General features: G+C 59.3%; 25 protein-coding genes and 1 pseudogene. 23 read left to right on the top strand and 3 right to left on the bottom strand.

The features are described from left to right. Positions 1 to 24: 24 nt before the first annotated feature. Positions 25 to 1,740 carry a hypothetical protein gene (locus AC07FD_RS08695; protein WP_478349510.1) on the bottom strand — a complete coding sequence of 572 codons (1,716 nt, stop codon included), beginning with the start codon at positions 1,738 to 1,740 and terminating at the stop codon, positions 25 to 27. Between the two features lie 125 nt (positions 1,741 to 1,865). Between AC07FD_RS08695 and AC07FD_RS08690 the strand changes: the two genes are divergently transcribed. From AC07FD_RS08690 to AC07FD_RS08675, 4 genes are all read left to right on the top strand, one after another. Next, positions 1,866 to 2,174, top strand: coding sequence for a hypothetical protein (locus tag AC07FD_RS08690; protein WP_478349509.1), 309 nt, complete (start codon positions 1,866 to 1,868; stop codon positions 2,172 to 2,174). A gap of 158 nt (positions 2,175 to 2,332) precedes the next feature. After that, the gene (locus AC07FD_RS08685; protein ID WP_478349508.1) at positions 2,333 to 3,091 is read left to right on the top strand and encodes a hypothetical protein; all 759 of its coding nucleotides are present in this window, start codon (positions 2,333 to 2,335) and stop codon (positions 3,089 to 3,091) included. Between the two features lie 37 nt (positions 3,092 to 3,128). Next, on the top strand, positions 3,129 to 3,449 hold the full coding sequence (locus AC07FD_RS08680; RefSeq protein ID WP_478349507.1) for a hypothetical protein: 321 nt from the start codon (positions 3,129 to 3,131) through the stop codon (positions 3,447 to 3,449). 247 nt (positions 3,450 to 3,696) lie between these two features. Continuing rightward, positions 3,697 to 4,218 (top strand): hypothetical protein, encoded by a 522-nt coding sequence (locus tag AC07FD_RS08675; protein WP_478349506.1) that lies wholly within the window; start codon positions 3,697 to 3,699, stop codon positions 4,216 to 4,218. 213 nt (positions 4,219 to 4,431) lie between these two features. Here the strand turns inward: AC07FD_RS08675 and AC07FD_RS08670 are convergent, their stop codons facing one another. Further along, positions 4,432 to 5,067, bottom strand: a complete 636-nt coding sequence (locus tag AC07FD_RS08670; protein ID WP_478349505.1) for a hypothetical protein — start codon at positions 5,065 to 5,067, stop codon at positions 4,432 to 4,434. Between the two features lie 44 nt (positions 5,068 to 5,111). Continuing rightward, complete coding sequence (locus tag AC07FD_RS08665) at positions 5,112 to 5,942, bottom strand: hypothetical protein (RefSeq protein ID WP_478349504.1); 831 nt, start codon at positions 5,940 to 5,942, stop codon at positions 5,112 to 5,114. Between the two features lie 771 nt (positions 5,943 to 6,713). Between AC07FD_RS08665 and AC07FD_RS08660 the strand changes: the two genes are divergently transcribed. From AC07FD_RS08660 to AC07FD_RS08570, 19 genes and pseudogenes are all read left to right on the top strand, one after another. After that, on the top strand, positions 6,714 to 7,082 hold the full coding sequence (locus AC07FD_RS08660) for a hypothetical protein (protein ID WP_478349503.1): 369 nt from the start codon (positions 6,714 to 6,716) through the stop codon (positions 7,080 to 7,082). A gap of 309 nt (positions 7,083 to 7,391) precedes the next feature. Continuing rightward, positions 7,392 to 8,360: an ABC transporter substrate-binding protein gene (locus tag AC07FD_RS08655; RefSeq protein ID WP_477227840.1), complete on the top strand. Its 969-nt coding sequence runs from the start codon at positions 7,392 to 7,394 to the stop codon at positions 8,358 to 8,360. Between the two features lie 14 nt (positions 8,361 to 8,374). Next, positions 8,375 to 9,088, top strand: coding sequence for a L,D-transpeptidase (locus AC07FD_RS08650; RefSeq protein ID WP_457155380.1), 714 nt, complete (start codon positions 8,375 to 8,377; stop codon positions 9,086 to 9,088). A gap of 25 nt (positions 9,089 to 9,113) precedes the next feature. Next, positions 9,114 to 9,440: a hypothetical protein gene (locus AC07FD_RS08645; RefSeq protein ID WP_457155891.1), complete on the top strand. Its 327-nt coding sequence runs from the start codon at positions 9,114 to 9,116 to the stop codon at positions 9,438 to 9,440. Positions 9,441 to 10,332: 892 nt separating this feature from the next. Further along, on the top strand, positions 10,333 to 11,439 hold the full coding sequence (locus AC07FD_RS08640) for an AI-2E family transporter (protein WP_478349502.1): 1,107 nt from the start codon (positions 10,333 to 10,335) through the stop codon (positions 11,437 to 11,439). A 370-nt stretch (positions 11,440 to 11,809) separates the two neighbouring features. Further along, the gene (locus AC07FD_RS08635) at positions 11,810 to 12,253 is read left to right on the top strand and encodes a hypothetical protein (RefSeq protein ID WP_478349501.1); all 444 of its coding nucleotides are present in this window, start codon (positions 11,810 to 11,812) and stop codon (positions 12,251 to 12,253) included. Next, positions 12,246 to 13,472, top strand: a complete 1,227-nt coding sequence (locus tag AC07FD_RS08630) for an HlyD family secretion protein (protein WP_478349500.1) — start codon at positions 12,246 to 12,248, stop codon at positions 13,470 to 13,472. Before AC07FD_RS08635 ends, AC07FD_RS08630 begins: the two co-directional genes overlap by 8 nt. 323 nt (positions 13,473 to 13,795) lie before the next feature. Continuing rightward, positions 13,796 to 15,193, top strand: a complete 1,398-nt coding sequence (locus AC07FD_RS08625; protein ID WP_478349499.1) for a DUF3300 domain-containing protein — start codon at positions 13,796 to 13,798, stop codon at positions 15,191 to 15,193. Between the two features lie 23 nt (positions 15,194 to 15,216). Beyond that, a complete protein-coding gene (locus tag AC07FD_RS08620) occupies positions 15,217 to 16,173 on the top strand; it encodes a DUF2950 domain-containing protein (RefSeq protein WP_478349498.1) in 957 nt (318 codons plus the stop codon). A 146-nt stretch (positions 16,174 to 16,319) separates the two neighbouring features. Continuing rightward, entirely contained in the window at positions 16,320 to 16,583 is a 264-nt protein-coding gene (locus AC07FD_RS08615) for a hypothetical protein (protein ID WP_478349535.1), read from the top strand. 320 nt (positions 16,584 to 16,903) lie between these two features. Further along, a complete protein-coding gene (locus AC07FD_RS08610) occupies positions 16,904 to 18,178 on the top strand; it encodes an alpha/beta hydrolase (RefSeq protein ID WP_478349534.1) in 1,275 nt (424 codons plus the stop codon). 154 nt (positions 18,179 to 18,332) lie between these two features. Next, positions 18,333 to 19,343, top strand: a complete 1,011-nt coding sequence (locus tag AC07FD_RS08605) for an Lnb N-terminal periplasmic domain-containing protein (RefSeq protein WP_478349533.1) — start codon at positions 18,333 to 18,335, stop codon at positions 19,341 to 19,343. 144 nt (positions 19,344 to 19,487) lie between these two features. Continuing rightward, positions 19,488 to 20,045: a sodium/glutamate symporter gene (locus AC07FD_RS08600; RefSeq protein WP_478349497.1), complete on the top strand. Its 558-nt coding sequence runs from the start codon at positions 19,488 to 19,490 to the stop codon at positions 20,043 to 20,045. Continuing rightward, positions 20,018 to 20,698: a sodium/glutamate symporter gene (locus AC07FD_RS08595; protein ID WP_478349496.1), complete on the top strand. Its 681-nt coding sequence runs from the start codon at positions 20,018 to 20,020 to the stop codon at positions 20,696 to 20,698. Before AC07FD_RS08600 ends, AC07FD_RS08595 begins: the two co-directional genes overlap by 28 nt. A gap of 13 nt (positions 20,699 to 20,711) precedes the next feature. Beyond that, complete coding sequence (locus AC07FD_RS08590; protein WP_478349495.1) at positions 20,712 to 21,731, top strand: hypothetical protein; 1,020 nt, start codon at positions 20,712 to 20,714, stop codon at positions 21,729 to 21,731. Positions 21,732 to 22,107: 376 nt separating this feature from the next. Continuing rightward, positions 22,108 to 23,952 (top strand): mechanosensitive ion channel family protein, encoded by a 1,845-nt coding sequence (locus AC07FD_RS08585; protein WP_478349494.1) that lies wholly within the window; start codon positions 22,108 to 22,110, stop codon positions 23,950 to 23,952. A 333-nt stretch (positions 23,953 to 24,285) separates the two neighbouring features. Then, on the top strand, positions 24,286 to 25,362 hold the full coding sequence (locus AC07FD_RS08580; protein WP_478349493.1) for a type III polyketide synthase: 1,077 nt from the start codon (positions 24,286 to 24,288) through the stop codon (positions 25,360 to 25,362). 1 nt (position 25,363) lies between these two features. Beyond that, on the top strand, positions 25,364 to 26,101 hold the full coding sequence (locus AC07FD_RS08575) for a methyltransferase domain-containing protein (RefSeq protein WP_478349492.1): 738 nt from the start codon (positions 25,364 to 25,366) through the stop codon (positions 26,099 to 26,101). After that, a pseudogene (locus AC07FD_RS08570) lies at positions 26,080 to 26,496 on the top strand (NAD(P)/FAD-dependent oxidoreductase); the annotation flags it as partial. The gene AC07FD_RS08575 and the pseudogene AC07FD_RS08570, both read left to right, overlap by 22 nt. Positions 26,497 to 26,584 lie beyond the last annotated feature (88 nt).

Below are 26,584 nucleotides of genomic sequence, written 5' to 3'. Positions count from 1 at the left end.
TTGCCAACATCACAGAATTTGCCCTCAATCCGCCACGTTGAAGCCGGCCTTCCGCAGTGAACGGACGAAAATCTCGACGTCTTGCGAACGGGCCAGGCGCATCGCAACCACGTGGCGCATGTTCTTCGTCCAAGCCGGTTGATTTTGCTCCAGCCAGGCACGCTCGCGATCAGCCTCGATCTTGTAGCCTCCTTCGCTCAGAACGGCAGCCGCAACAATATGATAGATCGGGTTCGATCGGACCGGCGTTTTCTTGATCCACATAACCGCCTGCGAATAATCGCCGCTGAAATAAGAGCAAAGAGCCAAATCCACCTCATAGTAGCCCAACGAGCGTGGATTTTTTTGGCGCGCCTCTGTTATCAACGCGCAGCCGTCATGCCAATTTCCGGAGACCGCCAGGCGCTTTCCGTATTCGCCCATGAACTCGGTATCGTTGGGATTGATCGCCAAACCCCGTTTGCCCACTCCCAATGCCAGGTTCATTTCCTTGCTGAAATAGAGTGCAAGCATTTCTCCCTGAAGCCCTCGTACGTTGAGGGGGTCGACTTCCACCGCCTGCCTTGCGGCTGCCAGGGCGCGCTCCAGCACGGCGGCGGACGATGTGGCGTCGGTGGGAAACTCGAATCGATAGTCATCGATGTAGACAAGCGAAAGAAGACCCCAGGCGGTGGCGTAATTCGGGAAGCGCCGTACGGCCTTCTCGAGGCATGAACGCACGGATGCACGGGTGTCGGGGCTGAGCTCGACCCGATATGCATAGAAAGACAGCGTGCAGGAATATGCGGCCCAATCTTCGGGCGGATTGTCGACGTGGAGATTGGCGTCCGCCTGGAAGATGACGCCATAGGTTTGAGCCAAGCTCGTCGACACATTCCGCGCGATGTCTGCCTGAGCTCCGACAAGGTCCGCGACTTTCATCCGCCCATTATAACTGTCTGCCCACAGAACCGAACCGTCGGGTCGGTTGATCAATCTCACTCGAAGCAGAAAGGTATCGACCGACAGGCTGACACTTCCGGCAAGGATAAATCGTGGTGGCGAGGTCGACGCATCGCCGTCGTTAGGCGCCGACTCCATGACCACAATATCCTTGAACTTCGAAAGCTGGCTGACAATCTCCTGCTTCAATCCGCTCGCAATGGCTGCCGCCGCGGCGGTACCGGTCAGATCTTCAAACGGCTCAACAAGCACGCGGGGCGTTTCCGGCGCGCTTGACCTGACAGACACCCACGACCACGCCAATACCGATGCTCCAGCCGCGAGAATGGCTGCAAGCACTGCCGGCAGCAGGAACGCAATCCGCCCGACCGGAGAGTGGGTGATTGATTGAGAAACTATAGGCGCCCGCGGCTGCGCCAACGAAGCCGGCGAACGAAGCGAGAAAATAGGAACATAACCACCCTTTGGAATCGTGATCAGGATTGGGTCTGTATGTCCGGCTGTCAGATAGTATCGCTCGAGCGCACGCCTGAGGTGGCCAGCCTCGATGCGAACGATCGGATCCGTCTGCGGGTCGAACGCCTCGCCGCGACCAAACACTTCCACTGCGATTGAATAGGCCTTGATACGGTCGCCTCGTCCCGACAAAGCCTCTTCCACCACATGGCTGAGGAAGCGGCGCTCGCGGCTGGTGGCATCGAAGTCCGCACTGTCGAGTATTAGGGCAAGTTGGGCGCGACAAGCCTCTATAGGGAACTCGCGCTCCCTTGGTGCGGGCGTTTCCGCCTGGATCGCCATACCCTCGCTTGATCCCTTGCAACCGCCGTTTTTTGTTGTCGCTCGGTTACATGCTTATCCACGTAACTTACCTCCCGCGGCCCTTTCTTTGCAATACGATTGCGTCAGGTCGATGAACTGGCGTCATGAACACAAAAGACGGATCGTCTGACAGGCACCGAGCGGTCTCGGCGGCAGTGCGCCGATACCCCCAGTTTGAATTGACGATCCATCGGCTGATGGACCGAAGTGAGAGTTTTCGCGATATTTGCGAGGAACTCGCGGATGCAGAGTTAGCGCTTTCGAAGGTCGACCAGGCCCCGCCGGCATTGCGCGAGGCCAGACGAGCCGAATGGCAGGAATTGATAGATCGCCTGGTTGGAGAGGTAGGAGCAGCAGTGCTGAATACCGATGCGGCCCGCAAATCGGGTATCAACCCGTGGCCGGCACGGTGAACAGCCATGAATCGCCATGCCGACAGCGCGGCATGCCGATGGACGGTCTTCGCACCCGTCAGGCACTCTCGTTTTCCCAAGCAACAAATCCGCAAACGACGGCTAGCCTCAGGAGGGGACCCTGACATGATGACCTTGTATCGGACACAAGCTCTGGGTTGTGCTGTCCTTTCCTTCCTTTGGCTCGCCCATCCTGCCGAGCCGCGGATGCGGTCTCACCAATGACGCCGGAGCTGAAACCAGTCGTGACCGAACAGGGCTGGACGTTCTCCGTCGCGCCGTATTTCTGGGCGGCCGGGATGTCGGGAGACGTGGCGCAGTTTGGCCTGCCCACTGTCGAGGTCGACTCGAGTTTCAGCGACATCCTGAAGAATCTCGACTTCGCGGCCATGGCCGTCGCCGAGGCTCGCTACAGCATTTTCGGCGACCTCATGTATGTAAAACTGTCGGGAGAAAGTGGCACGCCGAGAGGCGTCGTTGCCAACAGTGTCGAGGTCTCGTCACAGACATTTTCAGGGCTGGTCGGAGCTGGTTATTCGATCCTCCAGAGTGACGCCGGTCGTCTCGATTTCGTCGGCGCCATCAGGGTCTGGTCCGTTGACACCGACCTCGACTTCCATGACGGTATCCTTGACGGCGTATCCGGCAGCGACGGAGCGACCTGGGTGGACGGCCTGGTTGGCGTTCGCGCGAACTACTCGCTCACGCCTGAAGTCTATCTGACGGGTTGGGGCATGATTGGTGCAGGCGGCGCCAATGTCGACTGGGATGTCGCTGCCGCACTGGGCTACCGGTTCAACGAGCGGTTTTCGGCGGTCGCCGGCTACCGCGCGCTCGGCGTCAACTACCGCAATGACGGCTTCGTCTTCGATGTCGTCCAGCAAGGACCCATCATGGGACTCATCATGCGTTTCTAGATTCGGGAACTGCATCAACGACAACAGGGAGGAAGTGATGACAACAAGATTCCGCAACTGCGCCGTCCTGGCCTTGGCTTTGGCCACTTTCGTACAGGTTGATGCGGTCTCCGTGGTCACACAGGGATCGATTTCATCTCAAGCGCTGGCCCGCGTTGGCCATCCTCTTACGCCCGGCAGTGCGGCGGGCGTCGCGCGGCGCTCAACCCGGCGAACCATCCGCAGAACCAGCGTCTACGTAGCCAGTCTACCGGCCGGTTGCGTCAAGACTTCGGTCAACGGGACGACAATCTGGCATTGCGGCGCGAAATATTATCAGCACACGGGGTCGAAGTACGTGGTCGTCCACGTTAACTGATCGGGCGCGGACAGCCACCGGCCAGGCCTGACCGATAACAGGTCGGCCCTAGCAACACGATCGTCCAAGCAACGACCGGTCGCGGGTCGTGCGCCTCTACTACGCGCCCCGCGGTTCGAAGCGACGGGGCGGAAGGGAGATCGAACTGGTGAAATGAATTCCGAGCAACGCCCAGGATGGGGACGGCAGTCACGACCCACAAAACGGACACTCATGAGCAAGAACGCAAACAAGGGAAGGTAATACTATGCGAATCTTCACGACACTCATCGCGGCAGCAGCACTTTCGTCTGCGACGGCGGCATCCGCACAAACACAAAATCCGCTTCCCAAGGCCAGCGATGTGCTTGTCCGATACGGGGACGACGTCGAGGGCTGGACGATCTATACAAATCAAACGCGCGGAGATTGCTTGATCGTGCGCCAAGATGGGCCAAGTTCAGTACAAATGGGCGTTACCGCAAATCAGGAGGTCGGGTATCTTGGCGTGTTCACGAAGGTGGATATCGGTCTTAAGAACGGTACCGAGTCGGACATCTTCGTCTCCATCGACGGCCATCTCTATAAGGGTGTGGCCACCAGCACGAGCGGCGAACTCAAGGGCGGATATTCTGGCGGCTACATCTTGACCGACGATCCGAAGTTCAAGCGCGACGTGGCGAAGAAACATAAGATGACCGTATTTCCGGAAACCAAGGGGGCCTTTGTCGTCGATCTGAAGGGGACGTTCAAAGCAATGGCAGTGGGCCGGAAATGCCTGAAGCACTGACCGCCCGCCAGGCAAAATTCCCACCCATCTCGGCCATTGGCTGCTGCCAGCAGACACAGTCTTAACGCAGAACGCCAGGTTTCGAGATCGCCGCGGCCGGCGGCGGCCGCGGCCAGCCGCTCCCCGGTCCATCGGCCGGCGGGGGTGGGGGATCGCCTTGTGGGCCCCTTTCAGGCGCGCCCGAACGACACCCCTCGTTCGCAGTTCGGGACCCTATGGAAACGTCCGGGACATCGAGAGATCGAGCGACCACTGCCGTCCCGATGGAATTCCGGAATTAGCCGAAGTCACCTTCGCCAAGCCGGCTTCGAGGGTCAAATCCAGGTTTTCAACAGGCGTGTAGGTCAAATTCGCAGCGCCTCTTGTCGACAGGACGGACCCGGTCCCGAGCACATCGGGTAACTTCAAACTGGTGAAGCTCACGAACCCAGCAGAGCTCCATTTGCTGGACCAGGCCCAGCTGACGACAGCAGCGCCGTTCCATCCGATGGCTCGTTCGGCATCGTTGGCGCCCAGAGCGCCGGGCAGATTGATCTTGAATGCGCTCGTCGGCGTATTGATTCCAAGATAGCCCGGCGCATTCCACGCATGGGCGAGTTGGAAAATGACATAAGACTTGTCGCTCTGAGCGTCATTGGCAAACGCGTATCTGGCATAACCTTGGACAGCTGCTCCCCAGAGCGCGGTGTCTTGAGACGCAAGAGGACCGGCATTTGCGTCAAAAAAGGTCGTTTGATGCGACGCCGCATTTGCAATGAATTGCCAGTTTCCGGTCGTGTAGCGAAAGCGACCAACCAAGTCAGGGAATTGGGGCGATCCATAGCCGGAAATAGTGACGCGGCGGAACATCGGATCCTCCAGCGACAAAGTTAGTGTCGTATTTGGTGTCGGCCTCAACACATAAGCGACGAGGAAGGCGATTGTGTGGATGTGAGCGCTCGGAACGAGAACTCGTCAGCCTGCCAATCAGCAAAAAAGGACGTCTGAAGCCCGATAATACTCCTCCCAAGCGTGATTGACGCAGAGGAGACCGAAAGAGTCTTGCTTTGATCGCCTTGAATCTCGAGACGCGAAATCAGATCACCGTATTCTGTCTGCGAATATTGAGTAACGTTTGCACTTTCATTCAGCTGCCATTCCGTCATTGCCGATTTCGTCGGTGGCGTCAGCCGAGATCCCTTTGCCGTAACACTTGTTGCCTGAACGCCGGAACTGACTGAGCCATCAATCAGAATGCAGCCGTGACCAGGTATGTAAAATCCGGGGCCTGCATCGCTGTCGGTATCGCCCGGTCCAGGAGTGTCCGATGTGCTGGAATCATCGGTTGACTTGTCCTCACTATTGTTTTCGGCGTCTATCTGCGCTTGCGGCTTGTCGATAGCGTCGGCGTCCGGAGGCGTCCATCGACAAGCCAAAAGAAGCTCACCAGGTGAAGTATCTGCGCTTTGCGCACTCGCCGCCATAACCTGCAGCGCAAGCAGGCTGAAGAGGAGGCCGGAATAGCTAACGAACTTTTTCGCGTCAGACATTCGGCGATTTTGCCCTAGTTGAGGGCCTCCCTCTGGCGCACAACCGTATGAGAACATTGGCAACCTTGCCAAGCTCGTTTCCTCAAATGCGTCGGATCGAAATAGCCCGATGCCGAATTTGTGTGCCGGTGATCGCAAAGCACACAGCCGATCGGTGCTGGCCTTCTCGATCAACTGCCGGACGAAGTCGCTCATCATTGCGCCGCCTCCCGGTCGAGGACCGTGCTCCCGCATGGCGGCGCCGTTGGCGCCCTTCTGGAGCCGGTTTTCGCGCTCCTCCCGTCGCGTCTGGCGGCGCAATTCCTGCAAACATGCCGCATGCTTGCGCGCCACCTCCTTGCCGGCGAGATACTTCAGCCAGCGATCAAACGTGCACTTCCAAAGCCCGTGCGGTGATCCCTCGCCGATGTTCCTCGGAGGGAGACGTCCGAGGCCGTTCGCGACTGTCTGCTGTTAGAAGCGACCGTCAGTGTTCCGGCGGGCCATCAAACACAGCGGCAATCTGGTCAACGTCAGGCCCAGCAAAGGCAATACGTTGAAGTTGCATTTTCTACCGGGAGCGGCATGGTCTGTGGCTGTGCGACCAAAGGCGCCGCCGCTGCGTCGAGGAAATAGTCCGGCATGACCAGCAATAACATCCGATAGTCTCATTGATTGGGCGGGGCAAGGGAAGACCATTCCTCCGCGTCCGGCCGTACCCGATAATTCAAGCTGGCCAAATCCGGTCCGTTACAAGGTGCCGACGGCCGGCGGTCAAACGTTTGGAGCCGCTTCAGGCAATTTGCAGGTGTCTGGAACAAATTTCCATCGACGACGTTTCGTATCGCTAATGACGACGTTTCGCACACGGTAAACATTGCCACCAGCGAGGACGCGATCATGAGAGTCCTGTCAGGCATAGCGACCTCCCTCGTCGCAACTTTTGTACTTGCGAGTTCTGTTCCAGTTGATGCCGCGCCGGTCTTCGTGCCTAGGGCACAAAGCGCTCAGTCCGATGTCATCCAAATTCGGGACGGCTGGTACAGGGGTTATCGCGGCTACCGCCACTACCACTGGCACAACGACTTCTGGGCCCCGGGCGGCGCATTTGTCGCCGGCGCGCTGCTCGGCAGCATGATTGCCAACAGCAACGGCTACTACGGCGGGTACTACGGAGGCGGTGACTATTACGGGGGTCCGTACTACGGCGATCCGTATTATGTCGATCGGTATGATGTCGATCCGTACTATGGCGATCCGCATTACCACGACCGATACTACGGCGATGGGTATCACTCAGACAGATACTATCGCCGATGTTCGCCCAGGGAAGCCGATTCCGGTAATTGTTACTAGCGATCGGTCGTCATGGGCAGGGCGCCGCCCTTCGACTGATTTCCATGTGATCGGCACAGTTTAAGATTAAGCCGCCGATGCGAGCCGTTTGAACGGCCTCGTAGTCAAAAAGTTACCCCGCCCTCCACGTAACTTACGTTCCGCTCCCGGCTCCATCCGGTAGTCTCGGGACAACACGAACCAATGAACGGGATGGAACGCCGGCTGGCAGACAAGAGCGGTTCCGGCGGTGGTGTGCCGGTTGCGTGGCGGATCGGGGGTCCTCCCGTTGCCGCCGCGGTTCATCTCAGGTCCGCGGGGAGGGAAAAAATGGACAGTCGATTTCGGCGACATCTGCTGAAAGTGTCGCTGGCGGCACTGACGATGCTGGCGGTGCATGGCCGGTCCCTTGCGGCTGACCTCCTCATTGCAATGCCGAACTGGCCATCGGGCCAGGCCGCGGCCAATATCATCAAGTACGGATTGAAGGAAAAACTCAATCTGGACGCCGACGTGCGCGAGATGGGCTCCATGACCGCATTCGCCGGGATGGATACCGGGGAGGTCGACGTCTATCCGGAAGTCTGGCTTCCCAATCTCGATTCACTCGTCAAGAAATACGTCGACGGGCGCAAGACCGTGGACCTCAGTCCCAGGGGTGTGTCGGCTACGCAGGGCATCTGCGTGACGCGCGAGACGGCTGACAAATATGGCGTCAAGGACATTTCAGATCTGGCCGATCCCAAAAAAGCGGCCGTGTTCGATACCGACGGCGACGGCAAGGGCGAAATGTGGATTGGCGCGTTGGGCTGGTCGTCGACGAGCATCGAGAAGATCCGGGCCAAGAGCTACGGCTATGAAAAAACGATGACGCTCCTTCAGATGCCGGAAGACATGGCAATGGCCGCAGTCGATGCGGCCGCGGCAACGGGGCAACCGATGGCATTCTACTGCTACAGTCCGCACCATATGTTCAAGCTCCATGATATCGTCCAGTTGACCGAACCGAAATACGATCCGGCCAAGTGGCACATCGTGATGCCGAGCGACGACCCTGACTGGCTTACAAAATCTGAGGCGCCGGTGGCGTGGGACGCATCCCATTTCTACATCGGGTTTGCCTCATCGATGGCCAAGCGCCTGCCGAAAGTGGCGGCCTTCCTCTCTCATGTCGACTTCAGCTCAGACGAGGTCACCGAAATGAGCTACGCATTGCAGGTCGATCGGCAAGATCCTGCCAAGTACGCGCAGGCCTGGGTTGCAAAGCATCAAGACCGGCTTAGCGCCTGGTCGAAGTAGAGGCAGGGACGACCATGACCTTTTCGCTCGCAAACCGGTCCGTCACTTCGAAAAGCAATGATCGCAGATTGGCTGGCCGCTGCCTCGTTCTCGGCGCCGCGCTTGTCATGACCGCGATCGGCGCGACACTGGCGTATGCCGCTCAGACGCAGGTGTTCGATCCGCAGACACATAAGTGGGTCGACTACGACAAGAAGAAAGCGCGAAAATACTACGCAGCCCACAAGGAGGTGCCCGAGGCATTTCGCCCGCAGATGGTCCAATTCCGCACCGCTGAGGTGCCCGGTACGATCATCATCGATGGCAACAAGCATTTTCTCTATCTTGTGCAGCCGGGTCAGCAGGCCATGCGCTACGGCATCGGCGTCGGCCGGGAAGGCTTTGGATGGGCCGGTATCGTGCGCGTCGGCCGCATGGCGGAATGGCCGACCTGGACGCCCCCGGTCGAAATGGTCGCTCGGGATCCGAACGCGGTCAAATATGCGGCAGGCATGCCGGGAGGTCCCGACAATCCGCTCGGCGCCAGGGCACTCTATCTCTACGAGGGCGATCAGGACACGATCTACCGGATACACGGCACGCCGGAGCCCTGGACGATCGGGCTCGACGTGTCATCAGGGTGCATCCGGATGCGGAACGACGACATCACCGACTTGGCGTCCCGCGTCAAGGTCGGAGCCAAGGTCATCGTTCTGATGCAGGGGGCGGCCCTTTACAAGGGCGTTTGAAGCGGCATTCGGAGAGGGCCAAGCAATGTCGGAAAAACGTGCAGTGAGAAGATCGATCCTGGTTGTAGCTCTTGGATTCATGGCGCAGAGCTTGAGCGCTTGCGTCAGCACGCCGCCGCCTGCTCCGGAGCAGATGTCGAGGACGCAGGTTGAGACGGCTCCGGCGGATCTGCAGCTTCTTTGCGCCAACGCGGTCGCCAAGTCGAGCGGCGTCAACAGCGCCAAGATACTTCCGATCTCCTCGAGCAAGATCGATTCCAAAACTTATCAGGTCGAGCTCGATGCCGGCGGCAAGAAGACAAGCTGCCTCGTGGACACCGACGGCAACGTGAAATCTGTTGAGCCGGTTTGATTGCCTTTAGTCGAATTCGAATGTCTGAGTTCAGGTGCGGGCCACCGTTTTCCCCTCGACGTTCGGGAGGTCATGTCGCGGCGCCAGCTTTCCTGCCCACGCCCAGTCGGTCGATGATCAGCATTCAACTGTGCGGCGTGGTCCCCCGCGCCGGCGGTTTCGCGCGACCCGTCACGATCTTGCGCCAAATGGATAGCTGCACATTATATTAGACGTAGCTTATGATTAAGTCCCGCGAGATCGATGCCCACGCAGGGCTGGTGGGGACTATGGATAGAGAAGACCTAATCGGACAAGTGCGCTTAGGACATCCAACGGCCTGTCGGGGCTATGCTGCAGTGTGGCGCGTCCTGACCGCTGCCCTGCCGCTTTGGGTACCGGGGAAATGATCGGCGCCAAGGATCCGTCGGAAACCGCCAGCCTGGCCGACCCCCTCTGTTCCTGCTGGATGCGGTGAGAATGGTGGTTCATTCAGAGACCATGCTGCCTGACGCATCCGAAATGTTCAATGTTGGGGACTGATTGCCCTAACGGCGGGATGGGCAGGCCGACCGAGGCGCTGGCGCGCGAGGGCATGGTGGGGATCCCCGGGGGCGAATTCCCAATGGGTTCGGACCATCATTATCCGGAAGTGGCGTCGGCGCACCGCGTTGTCATCGGCGGCTTCTGGATGCGATCGCAGCAATCACTACAATTGGTGGGCCTACGCGCGCGGCACAAATTGGGGACATGAAGGTATCGACCATACGTGAAGGCCGCTTGACGGGGCGTCGGCGCCTACAACTGCCGGCACCTCGCGGTGGTCTTGCAAGAAGGCCGAAAGACGTAAATAATCAATAAGATGCTGGGTCGTCTAGGCATCTAGGCATGACCGGGCAGCGAGGCATAAATAATGCACCCGAACGCGCCAAATCCCGATCACGCTCTTCCGCGCTCGACCATGATTGATGCCGCACTTCGAATTGGGCTGATAGCCTTGCTGGTCTACGCCTGCGGAAGGATCATGTTGCCTTTTGCCGGCATCCTGCTCTGGTCGGTGATCCTGGCGGTGATGCTGAATCCGCTGCATCAGCGCCTGGCCGCTCGGGTCGGCAATCGGTGGTCGGCGCTGCTGATAGGGCTGGTCAGCGTTGCGGTGATGCTGGTGCCGATGGTCACAGTGGTGACGTCGCTTGGGTCTTCCATAGTTTCGCTCGTCACCGCGTGGCAGAACCAAAGCCTGACCGTGCCACCGCCGCCGGCATGGCTTGCCGACCTCCCGCTGGTCGGCCGGAAACTGACGGAGACCTGGGCGCTCGTCGCCACCAACATGCCGGCGGCGCTTGCCAAATACGGCCAGATGTTGAGCGCGCCCGCGGCACAGCTGATGTCGTTCGTGGGCGGTCTGGCCGCGGGTGAACTATCGTTTGTCCTTTCGTTCGCGATTGCCGCGGCGCTCATCGCCTACGGCAAGGGCGCCGCCGAATTCGCCAGGCGCCTGTTGGAACGTGTCACCGGCAGCACGGCACGCGGGGCTCACCTGGTTACGCTGACCGCCGCCACGATCCGCGGCGTGGCAGTAGGCGTTGTCGGCGTGGCAGTGATCCAGGCGCTGCTCGTCGGGATCGGCTTCTTCGCCATTGGCCTCCTGGCAGCTGGACTTTTGACTCTCGCAACGTTTTTGCTGGCTCTTGTGCAGGTGCCGGCGGTGCTGCTGACCCTGCCTGTCATAGTTTATGTCTTTTCGACGGAAGCAACCACGCCGGCGATCATCTTTGCGGTCTGGACCCTTTTCGCCGGGCTCAGCGACAACATTCTCAAGCCATTGATGCTCGGCCGCGGGCTGGAAGCGCCGATGCCGGTAATCCTCATTGGTGTCATCGGCGGCATGCTTGCCGACGGCCTGCTCGGCCTGTTTACCGGCCCTGTGCTGCTCGCAGTCGCCTATGTGTTGCTCAATGACTGGCTGCACCAGCCCCCGGTCGAAGGCGAGCCGCAGATTGAGGATCCGGCGCCGTGATTGCGGTTCTTGTTCTCGGCTTGCTGGCGATGTATGCCTTGCGCTCCAGGCTCTAACCGCCTGCGATTGTCAGGCTAAGCAATGGTGCCGCACTTCGGGTGTTGAATATTGTCCCCGGTCGTGACGCCGGAGACGAGTTCGACCACATATCAACCAACATTGCAGACGCGCATGTGGACCGCGAGAGCGACTTTTTCTATGCGTCGGAGGTGCGCGAGATTGCGACCGAAGACGGAACCGTGCTGTTTCGCTCAACAACTACTGAAATTTCAAACTGACCCACTACCCGTTCCTCCAATCCATCGACAGGCAATCTGGAGAATGGTACGTTGGCTGGGCGGGCCGTGAGAGTCTTTGTGGGAGGGGAGAAATGGCAGACACGACACATCCTGCGGCGATCGAGCATTTGCCGATCTTCGTCACTGCGCCCGGCCAGACCGATTGGCTGTTCAATGTGGTCGTCGTCTTGATTTTGGCAATGGTCCTCATCATAGGCAATTTGTACTTTCGACTCCATGCCCTTCCGGAACGAATGGCGCATGGGTCGAAAAAAGTGCAAATGGAGATTGTGGCTGTCCTTTGTCTGATCTCGCTTTTTACCCACAACCATCTTTTCTGGATCGCGGGTCTGTTGCTGGCGTTCATCGATCTGCCGGATTTCAAGACGCCGATGTCTTCGATTGCACGCTCGCTCGAGAAACTGTCCGGGCGCGATCCCGCCGCCGAGGAGCAGGCGGAGGAGCAGGCGATAGTGCAGCCTGGTCCCGAGCAGAAAATCGACATCGCGCGCATGGATGCTCTGAGCCATGTTTGAGCTAATTCTCTGTTCGTTGCTCACGGTCTTTCCGGACTATCTTTTCCGCCGTTATGTGCAAGGCAAGCGTATCGGGCGCGAGATCAACCTCTATACGATGTGGTACGAGCTGCGCTGGGGCATCACGGCGTGCTTGGTGCTGACCGTTTCGTTGATCACCCTCATTTTCTATTATCATCCTTCGACGAAAAACGTCTCCGCGATATTCCGCACCGTCACCATCCTTCCTGAAACCGTGGGCCGGGTTGCCGAGGTGTTCGTCGGCATAAATGCAAAGGTCAAAGCCGGTGATCCGCTCTTTCGGCTTGACAGTTCCGCGCAGGAAGCGGCGGTGGAGACGGCACAGCGCCAGATAGCCGAAACCGACGCCGAGGCCACGGTTGCGCAAACGGACCTTGCAGCGGCGGATGGGCTCATCCAGCAGGCGCAAGGCGCCTACCAGCAGGCCCTGGACGAACTGGAAATGAAGCAGCAGCTGGTGAAAAAGGACGTCGTTTCGGTTCGGGAGGTCGAGCGGCTGCAAAACGCCGTGGACGGTCGCAAGGGTGGTCTTGATGCCGCCGTCGCAAGCAAGCGGACCATCGAAACGAAGATCAGCTCGCTGCTGCCGGCCCAGAAAGCCAGCGCGCAGGCAGCGCTTGCGCAGGCACAGGTCGATCTGGACAAGACCCTGGTTCGGGCTGGCGTCGCGGGGACCGTCCAGCAGTTCACGCTTCGACCCGGGGACGTCGTAAACACCATGATACGGCCCGCCGGCATCCTGGTCCCCGAGGGCGCCGGACGTGGTGTTCTGATTGCCGGCTTTGGCCAGATCGAGGCGCAGGTGATGAAAGAGGGGATGATTGCCGAGGCCACATGCATCGGCAAGCCGTTTACGATCCTTCCCCTGGTCGTGACCCAGGTACAGGATGTCATCGCGGCGGGACAATTGCGGCCGACAGATCAGCTCATCGATGTTCAACAGCTGGCGCAGGGCGGAACCCTCACGGTCTTCCTCGAACCGCTCTATCCGGGGGAGCTCGACGGCTTGCCGCCGGGCAGCAGCTGCATCGCAAACGCATACACCAACAATCACGACGCGCTCGCGGCAAAGGACATCGGCACGCTCAAATGGGTGTTCCTGCATGTGGTGGACACCGTAGGGCTTGTGCATGCCATGATCCTTCGGATTCAGGCATTGTTGCTGCCCGTCCAGACTCTCGTGCTGGGTGGCCACTGAAGGATTGTTCGAGCAGACCGTGACGAGCGCGCTGCCGATTGCAATCGATCTGATGGAGGAGAAATGGAACGCCGCCATCTTATCAAAGGCTTGGCTTTGCTTGGCCTCTGCCCTCTTCGCGCCAAGCGGCACCGCTCCGCAGGCTCGCGCCCCGATGCGCTAACCAGCGAGGTTCACAAGTGAAGGGTCGCACACGTAGCATACAGTTACTTACATTGCCCCTCGGCAGGTAATGCGCCAACATAACGCCAAGGCAAGATCACTCGCTCGGACTCGGCAGAACATCGCTGACAACTAGGTTCACATACCTTGGAGGGACGACAATGGAGATCAAGTTTCCGCGTTGGCCTGTTGGGGCTGTGGCCATACTGACGTTCTTGATCTGCTCGGGTCCGCCCTCTTTCGCGATTGCTCAGGATCAAGCCGCTGCTACAGCCAGCGCAGCGGCTACCCCGGCGCCCGAACCGCTCGACGAGGATGAACTCGAAGTTCTGGTAGCGCGAATAGCGCTCTATCCCGATGAACTTGTCGCGGTGATTTCCGAAGCGTCGCTTTATCCATTGCAGATCGTGGAAGCGAACCGGTTTTTGGATCAGGTCGCCAAGAAGCCAGGCCTGAAACCGAAGGAAAGCTGGGACGGCAGCGTCATCTCACTGCTCAACTATCCCGACATCGTCAAAATGATGAACGACGATCTGGAGTGGACCCAGGCGCTTGGCGACGCACTGACGTATCAGCAAAAAGACGTTCTGGTCGCCATTCAGCAGTTGCGCGACACGGCTGTCGCCAAAGGCGTGATCAAGTCCGATGACAAGATCAAGGTTGTCGAGGAGAACGACAATGTCGTCATCCAGTCCGCGAGCGCAGACACGATCTACGTTCCACGGTACGAGCCGCAAATGCTTTATGCCACCGACTATCCGGTCGCTCCGATCTCCTATTATCCAGACCCCTACCCAAGTTATTATTACCCCACCGCGCCCTATTTCGCGGCTTTCGTGACTGGTGCCGTCTGGGCAGCGGCAGTGGATTGGAATGACTGGGGTGTGTCGGGAGGCCGCTGGAACGGCAACGATATCGATATCGACTGCAACAATTGCCTCAACAACATAAAAGGCAAGGTCAATTTCAACGACGTCGACTGGAAAAACGTCGACCGTTCGAAACTAAATTTTGACAAGAACCAATTCGCCAACATCGACAAGACGAAGATCAGCAACCGGGTCAAGTCCGACGATCGCAACAATATGCGCAACAAGGCGTCCGATCTAAAAAGGGACCGAGCGAGCACGCTTGCCGGAAAGTCCGGGAACGTGAAGGACGTCCGCCAACGCGAAATCAAAGAGGGCTTGAAAAACCGGCCCCCGGCGTCGAGGTCGGATTCCAAAAGGCCAACCAAGAACAACTCGAATGCTTCGGCACGAAGGAATGACGGCGCTGCCGCAAAAGCGTCAGGGAAAGTCAATCGCCCGGTCGGCAAGCCCAGGCCCGCAGCGAGAGCGGACAACAGACCGAGGAATCCTTCAGGCCTTGGCAACGTCAGTTCCGGAAAACGTCAGCAGATTTCTTCCCAGCGCGGCGCGAGGAGCATGGGAGGAGGCGGAGTTCGCAGCGGCGGCGGTGGCGGCAACAAAATGATCAGGCACGGCGGTGGCAGGCAGGGCGGTGGCGGGCGCGGCGGCGGGCGCGGCGGTGGCGGGCGCGGCGGTGGCAGGCGTTAATAAGTTTGGCGAGGAGAACCGACATGAAAACGTCCGTCCGGAGTCTTGTTCTACGTTCGCTGCTCGGGGCCGGAATGATCTTGAGCATTGGCGCGGGTTCCGCAAATTTTGCCAGCGCGCAGGAGGTGCACAGCCTCGAGGATTACGTGGCCAAGAAAGGTCCGCCGCTTTTCGATGATCCCTCGGCGGCTGTGGACGCGTTCAAGTCAGTCCTGGCAAAGGATGATTTCGATGGACTGGCCGTACTGCTTGGGCTGGATGCCGCAAAGCTGAGGACAAGTGAAGGCGTGATGGACACCTACACGCAGATCCAGCAAGGCGCTGCCAAGACACTGATTGTCCGTGATCTTGGCGACCGCAAGGAACTCGACATTGGTGACAAGCTATGGACGCTGCCATTCCCCATCACCAAGGGCAAGGACGGCAAGTGGGCTTTCGATACCCAGGCTGGCATCGAAGAGATCATCAACCGGCGCGTTGGGGAAAATGAGATCACAGCGATCGAAACGGTTCGCGCCTATGTGGAAGCTCAGCGTGACTACGCGGCAGAAGATCGCGATGGCGATGGCGTGCTGGAATACGCCCAGAAACTGATCAGCAGCGAGGGCCGGGCCGACGGACTATATTGGCCGTCCGACGACACCAATGGCGTTAGTCCGGCAGGCGATTTCATCAACCAGGCGGCTCTCGGCAAGGCGAAGAAAGGCAATGGCTATTTTGGGTATCGCTTCCGCATCCTGACCGGCCAAGGCGCGAATATCGCCGGAGGCGCCTACAACTATATCATCAACGGCAACATGATCGCGGGTTTCGCGCTGGTGGCCTGGCCCGTGAAATATGCCGAAACGGGCGTCAAAACCTTTGTGGTCAATCAGCAAGGTATCGTCTACGAGGCCGATCTAGGCCCGAAGACGGAGGCTGTGGCCGGCGCGATAAAGCAATTCAATCCCGACAACAAATGGCAGTTGACAGGTGACTAGCCCGGTTCGGAAACGGTGATCCCATCGCCAATGCCAGCCTCGTCGGCAGAGGCGCCTTCATGATCAACCCGAATGGGTGGTTCACGACCCTAGTGACACAGCAGTTCAAATATTGCCCGCCACTAAATCGGTCGATCAAGTGCGACGTGTTGACGTCGCTCGCCGCCGCCATTGCTGTTCTTGCCGTGGGTGGTTCGGCTTTGGCAGCCAGCGTGGTTAACAAGGACAGCGAGATCCGAACATTGATCGTGACGGAAGGCGGCAGCAAGACGAAGCTTGCGCTGCATCCCGGCGAGACCGTGGAATTTTGCCCGAACGGCTGTTTCGTCACCTGGCCCAATGGTGACCTCGAGGCCCTGACCGGGTCGGAAACGATCGAGATTTCGGGTCGCGTCGCCCGCATAAAGTAAAGTCGGCGGCATGGCTTGCAGCGACCGGGTACGCGACGACCTCTTCGTTGAATGCCTCGCTGTTTAGTTAGGAGCGGACCGGCGGCGCGCAGCCAGGCGAAATGTTGAGACGCGGGGCCTAGCAGTTGCGCAAAAGAACGGATTCCGGTACTTGGTTGGTGGTGTGGAGCAGCGTGCCGATCGGATCTTGGGTGCCACTGTCGAGGCAATCATTGTCAACTGACTTCGATTGGTAACAAGCAGTATCCGAGCCGGCTTGTTGACGTTGCACACGTGAGGGGGACGTTTTGGAAGCCGGCTTTGCAGGCGAGTTCAAATTGATGTGTGTCCCCCGTGCGTTGCTGGCATTCGCACTGATCGGCCTGTCTAGCGGTTGCGCATCTCGTCCAACGAACGTGTTGTTGCCCGTGGCCGATACATCACCGGCATCCAGCAAGGTGGAGATGCTGGTGACGACGACCCGCGCTCGCTCCACCAATCCGGCCGAGATGTATACGGGCGAACGCGGGACGGATCCTTCATTTGCGGACATTACGGTGTCGATCCCACCAGCATCGGTGCGCAAGGTCGGCGAGGTCGCCTGGCCCAAGAAGCTGCCGTCAAACCCGGCAACCGATTTCGCGGTGGTGAAAGCCGAAGAGTTAACACGGGATGGCGCGAAGGAATGGCTGCACGCCACCGTCAGGAAGAGCCCGGACCACAGCGTCCTGGTATTCGTCCATGGCTTCAACAACCGCTTCGAAGACTCCCTCTATCGCTTTGCGCAGATCGCCCACGATACGGGCACCGACAGCGCTCCGATCCTGGTCACATGGCCTTCCCGAGGCAGTACGCTGGCCTATGGCTACGATCGCGAAAGCACCAACTACACGCGAGATGCGCTCGAGACGCTGTTCCAATACCTCGCTCGCGATCCTGAAGTGAAAGAGGTTTCGATCCTCGCCCATTCGATGGGCAACTGGCTTGCGTTGGAATCCTTGCGCCAGATGGCTATCCGCAATGGCGGACTGCCGGCGAAGTTCAAGAACGTCATGCTGGCCGCGCCTGACGTCGATGTCGACGTGTTTCGCACACAGATTGCCGACATGGGCAAACAGCACCCCCAGTTCACCCTCTTTGTCTCGCAGGATGACCGGGCGCTCGCATTTTCGCGACGGGTCTGGGGCAACATCCCCCGGCTCGGCTCTATCAATCCGGAAGAGGCTCCATACAAGGAAGAACTTTCGAGCAACAATGTAACCGTCATCGACCTGACGAAGGTCAAATCCGGAGACAGTTTGAATCACGGCAAGTTCGCCTCGTCTCCGCAGATCGTCCAGTTGATTGGAGCGCGGATGGCTGCTGGCCAGACCCTGACCGACAGCAGGGTGGGCCTTGGCGACACGATCGTGCAAGCGACGACCGGCGCGGCGGCTGCGGCTGGCAGTGCCGCAGGGTTGGTGATTTCGGCACCCGTTGCAGTGGTCGATCAGAACACCAGAGAAAACTACGGCAACGAGGTCGAGAATTTGACCGGCTCTCCAAGGACACAGGCCAACAAAACCAACAAGGGTTGTATTTTACCGGCGACCTCCATGAAGGGTTGCAAGAAATGATTAATCCAGGCCAGGGTGGCAGCGAGGCTTAATGATGCTCCATCTCGAAGTTGCTTCGAGCGCTGCGTGAGAATGGCATTCGGACGGCAGCAAGCGACCCCGGCCGCCCCTGAAGAGACGCCTTTGTTGGTACCGTAGGGCTGGAAGGGGAATGATGCATCGCATCCCTCGAATCTCGTTCGCCATTATCTTGTCGCTCGCCATTGCCGCCGTGGCCGCCTGGGTCGGATTCGCCATGTGGTATCGTCTGCCCGTGGGAGAGCTTGGCCGGGCTGTGGCCTGCGCCCTTTTCATCTTGTTCGGCTTCGGCACCGTCATTGCGCTCTTCAGCCGTTTTCGCTTCCGGGCGTTTGCCCTGTTTCTCGCCGCGTTTGCTGCGGTTCTGGTTTGGTGGAGCACCATCAAGCCTCTGGGCCAAGCCGACTGGGCGCCCGATGTCGCCCGTCAGGTAACCGGGACGCGCGATGGAAACCTGTTAACCCTGAAAGACGTGCGTGATTTCGAATGGCGCAGCGACACCGATTTCACCGAACGTTGGACAACCCGAACCTACGACCTTTCCACGGTTCAGACCGCCGACCTCTTCATGTCCTATTGGGCTGGACCGAAAATGGCCCATGTCATCATGAGCTTTGGCTTCTCGGGCGGTGAATATCTTGCTTGGTCCATTGAGGTGCGGCGCCGTGTAGGTGGCGAGTTTTCGCCCATAGCGGATCTGTTCAAGAGCAATCCCTTGGTTGTTATCGCGGCCGACGAGCGAGACGTGGTCGGTGTCAGGTCAAATGTTCGGGGAGAGGATGTCCAGATCTATCGTCTGAAAGCATCGCCTGACGCGGCCCGGACGCTTCTGCTGGAATACGTCTCGGACGCAAATGCGCTTTCCACGAAGCCTGCATTCTACAATTCCATCACGACGAACTGCACGACGACGATCGTCAAGATGATGCGAGCAGTCGGCGACGTGGTTCCATTCGACTGGCGGCTCATTGTTAACGGCTATCTTCCTGATTATGCGTACGACCGCGGTGCGCTCGATACCCGCTTGCCATTGTCAACCTTGCGGGAGTTGGCCCACATAGACGACCGTGCGCGGAAGTCGGGCCTTTCGCCGGATTTTTCGAGATTGATCCGGGTTGGCGTGCCGTCTCCAGGCCTTGGCAGTTGATCTGGGAAGGGGCTCGCAGGTGGGCAGGCTGGTCGAGCGGCGCAGTTGTTATTTGCATCGCCGAAGACGTTCAGCCATTCGCCGAAGCGAGATTGGTGACGATGAAGGAAGCGCTCGCGGAGCTTCGACGAGGGGATTGAGCCTATGGCAGCGGACCATATTGAATTCTCGGAACTTGCAACGCTGATCATTGGTTTGATCGCGTTGCTCGCGGGAACCCGCATCCGTCAAATGGTTCCAGTGCTGAAACGCATCGACATGCCCAACGCCGTGATCGGAGCCATGATCGTGGCTCTACTGGTTCTCCTTGCTCAGGTGATCTTCGGAACGGAGGTCGCCTTCGGCACAAAGCTCGGCGATCTTCTGTTGCTTGTCTTCTTCACGACGATCGGCTTGTCGGCGAAGTTGAAAGCGCTGCGAGACGGTGGCCGTCCGTTGGCCATCCTCTGCGCGGTGACGGTGCTTCTTCTGGTCTGCCAGAATCTGGTTGGCATCGATGTCGCCGCGGCTTGGGGCGCACCCCCCTTCTATGGGCTCCTTGCCGGGAGCCTTTCCTTCGTCGGTGGACCCGGGACGGCACTTGCCTGGGCGAAGGAGGCGGAGGCCGTCGGGCTTCAGAACGCGCAAGCGGTCGGAGCAGGAGCGGCGACTCTTGCGGTCATCACTGCGCCTTGGTGTCGGGACCCATTGCCGGCTGGCTGATAGGGCGTCACAGACTCTCCCCGGTTGCGGCACCGCAGACTGAGGTCTCCTTAGCCGAGCCGCAAATAGAGGCTCCGGCAGCATTTGAGGAGGGTCGCTGGAACCTTCAGAGTATTCTGGTAACCATCCTGATTGTTGCGGTATCGGTCCTTCTTGGCGACAAGCTCAATAGCTGGGCCAAGGACGCAGGATTACTGCTGCCTGGCTTCCTGTCGGCGATGCTCGCGGGAGTTTTCCTGACGAACCTTGTTGACTGGACCCGCATCCGGCTGGACTTCGAGCCGATTCAAAAGGGCGGCGAGGTTGCTCTGAACCTGTTCCTTGTGCTCAGCCTCATGAGCACCAAGCTGATTGCTGTTGCCGCTATACTCGGACCACTTTTCGTCAACGTGCTGCTGCAGATCATGGTCATCGTGGCGATTGCCTATTTCATTCTATTCCGGTTGCTGGGCCGGGACTATGAGGCAGCGGTTACGGTCGGCGGTTTCCTCGGCTTCGGGATATCTTCGATGCCCGTTGCGATGGCGACCATGGACGAGGTGGCGCGCCGCTACGGACCTGCCCCGAAGGCCTTCCTGCTGATCACTCTGGCGGGGTCGTTCTTCGTCGATCTTGCCAATGTTCTTGTTGCGAAGGCATTTGCTCGATTGTGAATGGAAATCGCTTGTGCAACAGGTCGGTGATGCACGCGGCAAAGACACGCGGTTGTTCACTTTCGCCGATACCATCGCCGCCCGCAATTTTGCCGGCACCAACGATTGCCACGGCTGGATCGGCGTCCGCTTTCAGGATCAGCCGCAGGCTGAGGCGAGCGACATTCTGCTGCACGCAACCCTTCGCGACAATGCCAACCTGCTTCAGCAGGAGGCGGTGGGCATTCTGGGTGTGAACCTGCTGCATGCACTGCTGAATGAGCGGGCAGCGCCCGGAGATTTGCCTGCGAGGATGTTCGACAACCTTGCAGATGATCGTCTCGAAATTGATCAGATCGTCATGCGGGGCAGGGCGTTCGCGGGTTGCGACATGCGCGAACTGCATACGGCCTTGGCACGCGACGGCAGGGCTGAGGCAGTGACGCTGGACGGTGATGGTGCGGCCGTCGCTGCCAACGAATTTCTGTACAAGAAGTCCGTGGTCATCGTGCCTTTGGCGAGCGACCCGCACGACGACCTTTCGCCGGAAGCGATTGCGGCGTGCCTTGAAACGCTTCGCCGCGAGGTCGCTGGCAATCCTGAGGCGAAGGATGTCATCGACGTGCGCCTGATGATCGTCGATTCGGATGCGTCGATGCATGCAATGGGCAAGGGTGCAGCGATGATGACGCGGTATCGCCAGTTGTATCGCACCACCGCATTCGTGCGTCGATATACGCAGGCTCCGTTGCGCTTTGCCGTGCCGCTGCCTGCCTTGATGCGGATTTTCGACGATGTGAGATATCGGCACCTGGAAGGCCGCCTGCTCGAGGGTATCGCACGGCTTTTCGGCTCCGACGTGCGCGTGCTGGCCTATCCGTGCCCTCGCGAGGAGTTGCTTCACATGCTCAACACCGAACTGGAACGCGGATGGGAGGTTGACGGCAGCGGGCCATGGATAACTGCCGATCAGTTGCGTCCCGCACCGCCTCTACGGCATCTTTATGAATATCTGCTGGCCAGTGGCTTCCTTGCGGCGATGCCTCCCGCCTAGCGATTGTATGTCGCGCAAACTTCTCAACACTCCCGCTCCGCTACGATGAAACACAACCGTCGAATGGGCCATTGTCGTTTGCGCACTTGCTTAGGGTGAGGCGTCAAATAGAGAGCTGAATGAGATGTTGGTTTTCTAAGAATCGGCCAGAAGAAAGCCACTGTAAACGCCTGATAGACATCGCCAATCAGGCCTATCTCGTCGGCGCGGTCCTTGCGCTCTGGGCCGACAAGTTCAGTGCGCTCGGACCCCGCGCGCGAGCAACAGGTCCGGACAGAAAAGAAGCTTGAATTGTGCGACGGTCGGGTGCTGGATAGCGAGACAGCGGCCTTGACCGCCGGAACTGGCTTCCGAGGCGCTGAAGAGGGGGAAATCGATGGACAAGACGGCGGAAACGGACGTTACTTCGTTGATTTCGGGCTTCGAACAGCTCGCCGATCGTTTCGTCTCCGGACTGTTCGCGCGGGTTTCCGCTTTGGGCAACGTCCCCGTCGAGCTTGAAAACCTGAGGGCCTCGCTTGCAGCCGGGGGAACATCTCTTCTTGGGCTCCTGTTCGAGATTGTGTTGGTCGTTGCGCTCGTCGCCGGCGTGTACATCCTGCTTGCCCGGCGGTTCGCGAAGGCGAGTGCGACAAGCAGTGCATCGCGCAGATTCTTCGCGGGCGTGGCGGCTATTGTAGTGGCGCTGGTGATCGGCTTCATTGCTGCGCGGCTGCTGGCCGGTTCTGGCGTGCCTTTGCAAACCCTTCACCTTTGGACGGTGGTCACCGTGCTCGGCTTCATCATCCTCGCCGCCGTCAGATCACTCTTGATGGCATCGCGGCGAACCGAGTTCGTGGAGCACTCCGCCCATCTGGCGGCGCTCGTACGCGACCTCTCGCTTGCTATTGGCTTGGCGCTCATCGGCGTTACGCTGTTCGCGACTTTGCGGATCTGGAGCGTCGGGCCGGCCTTGGGGGATCTGCTGCGAACAGGCTTGGCAATTCCGATCTACGTTCTGTTTGCATGGGCGGTATGGCGGCACAGACGCACAATGGCAGCCGCCGTCGCCGGTCCGCGCCCCAGAAGCCGCTGGCGCACCCGACTCGCCAAAGTGTGGCCGGCAATCGTGATCGTGTTCCTGATAATCACCTTTCTCACCACTCAGGCCGCGCTGACCATGGGAGCATCACTTCGTGGGTCGGCCGTTCTGCTGACCGGGTTGATATTTCTCGCCGCGCCGCATCTGGACGCAATGATCGGGAACTGGGCGCAACGCGGATTGGAGTCTCCTGACATCTCGATCGTGGCAGCGGCAGGGCGACAGACCGCGCGCTTCACCGTCGTGGCTATCATGATTGCCATGCTTGGAACGCTATGGGCGACACCGCTGGCTGCGGGGTTTGGCATAGATCTGCGAGAGGTCGCCAAGGGCGCATCCGGTTTGGCGCTGATCATGTTGGGGGCGGCGTTTCTGTGGAACGTGGTCGGCACGGGGACGACTCGCGCGTTGCGCGCGGAGTTACCCGCCGTAAGTGGTGACGAGGAGGCGCTGGGTGCGCCGCGTTCACGGCTGGGCACGCTGGTGCCGCTGCTCAGCGCGGTCGGCAAATCGAGCATTGTGGCCTTGGCGCTGCTCTCGATCCTGCTGTCGATCGGGGTCAATGTCTGGCCTCTGATCGCCGGCTTGAGCGTGTTCGGGCTGGCCATCGGCTTCGGCTCGCAGACGCTGGTGAAGGACCTGGTCTCCGGGCTGTTTTTCCTGATCGACGATGCATTCCGCTTCGGCGAATATATCGAAACGTCAGGCGCCAAGGGGACCGTAGAAAAAATCTCGGTCCGGTCGGTTTCCCTGCGCCATCAGCGCGGTGCCTTGGCGACAATTCCCTATGGCGAGATTGGCAAGATCCAGAATTTCAGCCGCGACTGGATGATCGAGAAACTGACCTTTCGCGTTGCATTCAACACCGATGTCGACAAAGTCCGCAAGATTTTCAAGAAGATCGGCCAGGATATGTCGGCCAACCCGGAACTTGCTGCAGATATGCTCGAGCCGTTCAAGAGCCAGGGAATTGCCGAAGTCGAGGACGGCACGCTGGTCATCCGGGCCAAATTCAAGGCGAAAGCGGGCAGACACTTCATGATCCGCCGCGCCGCTTTGATCGCCGTCCACCAGGCATTTCAGGAAAACGGCATTCAGGCCGTCCCAAAGCCACTGACATCTAATCCCGGAACAGCCTGATCTTGGACAAGCGGAAAGGCCTTACCGCGCTGTCAGCGTGACCGGCGACCAAGCGGGCGCCGCAAACCTCCCGAGATCGGTTTGCCGGGCTTCACGGTGCTTGGGGCAAGCGGCGCAAAACATTCGTTGTCCAGCGAGGTTTCGGTTGCGGTCCAACCGCATTGGCCTGAAATTTGGCGAAGGGCAGGGGTCCAAGGGAAGCATTTCCTGTTCTGAGCGTTTACCACAATAGAGTTTGCCATTGCCGTCGAAGGCGCAGATCCGCTGCGAGCCTCCAACACATGGCGCTTTCCTCGGTGACCACAAGCTTGCGGCGGCAAGCCAAGGAAAAAAATGTGCGCTCAAGCTTTCATCAACCGAATTGCGACGGCCGTCCCTGACCATAGCGTTCACAGGTTCTTCCTGCAGTTTGCTGGCTCTCAGTTGACGGCAAACCCCCGTCGCCGCGCGATTTTCAATCGCATGGCAGACAAGGGCGGGATCGAGCATCGCTATTCGTGCTTTGCGCCTGCCGACGATCCCGAGGGTCCGAGTGTGGACATGGCGGGCGTTTTCAAGCGGGGTGCATTTCCAGGAACAGCGACACGCATGGAAATGTTTGCCGCCGCTGCGCCGGTTCTGGCCCAGCAAGCCGTGGAGCGGCTCCTCCAGGACAGGACGAGCGTCACGCATTTGATCGTGACGACGTGCACCGGTTTCTCCGCCCCAGGTATCGATCTGGAGATAATTGCTCGATGCAATTTGCCGACCACAGTTGAACGCACGATCATCGGCTTCATGGGATGCTACGCGGCAATCAACGCGCTTAAGCTGGCACGGCACATCATCCGGTCCGAACCCGAGGCTCACGTCGTAATCGTCTGTATTGAACTCTGTACGCTCCATCTCAGGGAGACCAGCGATCTCGAAAAACTGCTGTCCTTCTGCCTCTGGGGTGATGGTTGCGCGGCCGCGTCGGTGACTGCCCGACCCTTCGGGATCGGCCTGGATAGTTTTCACGCGATCGTCGCCGCCGACAGCCGCGACCTGATGACCTGGGGCATTCGCGACGACGGTTTCGACATGGTCTTGTCGGGACAAGTCCCTGGCGCAATTCAAGGTGTGCTCGCTACAGGTATCGGCAGAATTCTGGGAGCCAGCAGCGTCGGAAGCGTTGATCTTTGGGCTGTCCACCCAGGTGGGCGCTCGATACTCGATGCAGTAGAGCGCGCGCTGAATCTCCATCCCACTGCTTTGTTGATGTCGCGTGAGGTCCTTCGCGAAAACGGAAACATGTCTTCCGCCACGGTCATGTTCGTGCTTGAGCGAATGCTGCGCGAATTCACGGAAGACCGCGTGGGTTGTGCCATGGCATTCGGACCCGGCCTGACGGCTGAGACGATGATGTTCCATACGGCCGGCAATGCCTGAGTTGACCAAAGATCTCGACCGCCGTCGGACCGAGCCGGAACTGCTCGATATCCTGCCCCCCGACGATCCCAGGGCAATCGGCTCCCGGCGCGACCTCGTTTGGATAAACGCGCTGATGTTTCAGAGCGCGATCATGTCTGGTCTCTTGAAGGCGAACGTGCGCAAAACGCCTAACAGGATTCTGGAACTCGGCTCCGGCGACGGGGCATTCATGCTCTCGGTTGCAAGACGTTTGGCTAGGAGCTGGACCGACGTGGATCTGGTCATGCTTGACCAGGTCAACCTCATCTCAGACAAACGGCGCGCGGACTTCACCGCACTCGGATGGCGAGTTGAAACCGTCACCGATGACGTCTTTGACTGGATCGCAAAGCCCGGCGCCGGCGCTTACGACGTTGTCTCGGCCAATCTGTTCCTCCACCATTTTTCCGACGCGGACTTGAAGGTTCTGTTTGCAGCGCTCCGTTCACGGGCACCGGTGTTCCTCGCCACCGAGCCAAGCCGAAACGCCAGTGCCTTGAGAATGTGCTCGCTCCTACGCATCATTGGCGCAAACGAGGTGACCATGCACGATGCAGCAGCGAGCGTCCGCGCGGGGTTCGCGGGCAATGAACTTTCCAGTCTGTGGCCATCGGGTTCCAGCCAGCAGTGTGAAGAACGCAGGATTGGCCCGTTTACCCACGCTTTCAGCGTCATCCCCAAGGAAGCGCTCCCGCGATGTACGATGCCATTGTCATAGGTGCCGGGCCAAGTGGCGCGTCGGTGGCCTTGGCTTTGTGCGGCCAGGGGCGCGCGGTTGCCATCATCGAACGAAGCGAATTCCCGCGCCGAAAAGTCTGCGGCGAGTTCATGTCGGCAGTCAATCTGGAGCTGTTGGATCGTTTGGGAGCGGGCGCCGCGATTCGCGCCAAGGCAGGCCCGGAAGTCAGGCGAGTTGCATTGTTTGCGTCGGGCCCGGGCATAGACGCGGGCATGCCCCGGGCGGCGGGAGACGCTTTTGGGCGTGCACTTGGCCGCGACGTTCTGGATGGCATCCTTTTGGACGCTGCCCGCAATGCCGGAGCCGATGTTTTTCAGCCTTGCCGCGCGGTGACGATCATCAGCGATGGGGAGAACGCCGCAGTCCGGATCAGCGGCAAAGACGATCAGAGGGTTCTCGCTGCGCCAGTCGTGATAGCCGCGCATGGCTCTTGGGAGCAGGGAAAGCTTCCAACCAACCTCC

The sequence above is a fragment of the Mesorhizobium waitakense genome, assembly GCF_056431085.1.
Note: the sequence above shows the minus strand (reverse complement) of the source record. Positions and strands in the feature narration are given on the sequence as shown.

What these genes read in the sequence shown, in the direction of transcription:
- AC07FD_RS08605 (WP_478349533.1), top strand. Translation starts at nt 18,333, where the DNA reads ATGCATCGCATCCCTCGAATCTCGTTCGCCATTATCTTGTCGCTCGCC.
- AC07FD_RS08580 (WP_478349493.1), top strand. Translation starts at nt 24,286, where the DNA reads ATGTGCGCTCAAGCTTTCATCAACCGAATTGCGACGGCCGTCCCTGAC.
- AC07FD_RS08645 (WP_457155891.1), top strand. Translation starts at nt 9,114, where the DNA reads ATGTCGGAAAAACGTGCAGTGAGAAGATCGATCCTGGTTGTAGCTCTT.
- AC07FD_RS08670 (WP_478349505.1), bottom strand. Translation starts at nt 5,067, where the DNA reads ATGTTCCGCCGCGTCACTATTTCCGGCTATGGATCGCCCCAATTCCCT.
- AC07FD_RS08610 (WP_478349534.1), top strand. Translation starts at nt 16,904, where the DNA reads ATGTGTGTCCCCCGTGCGTTGCTGGCATTCGCACTGATCGGCCTGTCT.
- AC07FD_RS08620 (WP_478349498.1), top strand. Translation starts at nt 15,217, where the DNA reads ATGAAAACGTCCGTCCGGAGTCTTGTTCTACGTTCGCTGCTCGGGGCC.
- AC07FD_RS08650 (WP_457155380.1), top strand. Translation starts at nt 8,375, where the DNA reads ATGACCTTTTCGCTCGCAAACCGGTCCGTCACTTCGAAAAGCAATGAT.
- AC07FD_RS08640 (WP_478349502.1), top strand. Translation starts at nt 10,333, where the DNA reads ATGCACCCGAACGCGCCAAATCCCGATCACGCTCTTCCGCGCTCGACC.
- AC07FD_RS08585 (WP_478349494.1), top strand. Translation starts at nt 22,108, where the DNA reads ATGGACAAGACGGCGGAAACGGACGTTACTTCGTTGATTTCGGGCTTC.
- AC07FD_RS08675 (WP_478349506.1), top strand. Translation starts at nt 3,697, where the DNA reads ATGCGAATCTTCACGACACTCATCGCGGCAGCAGCACTTTCGTCTGCG.
- AC07FD_RS08665 (WP_478349504.1), bottom strand. Translation starts at nt 5,942, where the DNA reads ATGAGCGACTTCGTCCGGCAGTTGATCGAGAAGGCCAGCACCGATCGG.
- AC07FD_RS08690 (WP_478349509.1), top strand. Translation starts at nt 1,866, where the DNA reads ATGAACACAAAAGACGGATCGTCTGACAGGCACCGAGCGGTCTCGGCG.
- AC07FD_RS08680 (WP_478349507.1), top strand. Translation starts at nt 3,129, where the DNA reads ATGACAACAAGATTCCGCAACTGCGCCGTCCTGGCCTTGGCTTTGGCC.
- AC07FD_RS08695 (WP_478349510.1), bottom strand. Translation starts at nt 1,740, where the DNA reads ATGGCGATCCAGGCGGAAACGCCCGCACCAAGGGAGCGCGAGTTCCCT.
- AC07FD_RS08630 (WP_478349500.1), top strand. Translation starts at nt 12,246, where the DNA reads ATGTTTGAGCTAATTCTCTGTTCGTTGCTCACGGTCTTTCCGGACTAT.
- AC07FD_RS08635 (WP_478349501.1), top strand. Translation starts at nt 11,810, where the DNA reads ATGGCAGACACGACACATCCTGCGGCGATCGAGCATTTGCCGATCTTC.
- AC07FD_RS08625 (WP_478349499.1), top strand. Translation starts at nt 13,796, where the DNA reads ATGGAGATCAAGTTTCCGCGTTGGCCTGTTGGGGCTGTGGCCATACTG.
- AC07FD_RS08655 (WP_477227840.1), top strand. Translation starts at nt 7,392, where the DNA reads ATGGACAGTCGATTTCGGCGACATCTGCTGAAAGTGTCGCTGGCGGCA.
- AC07FD_RS08600 (WP_478349497.1), top strand. Translation starts at nt 19,488, where the DNA reads ATGGCAGCGGACCATATTGAATTCTCGGAACTTGCAACGCTGATCATT.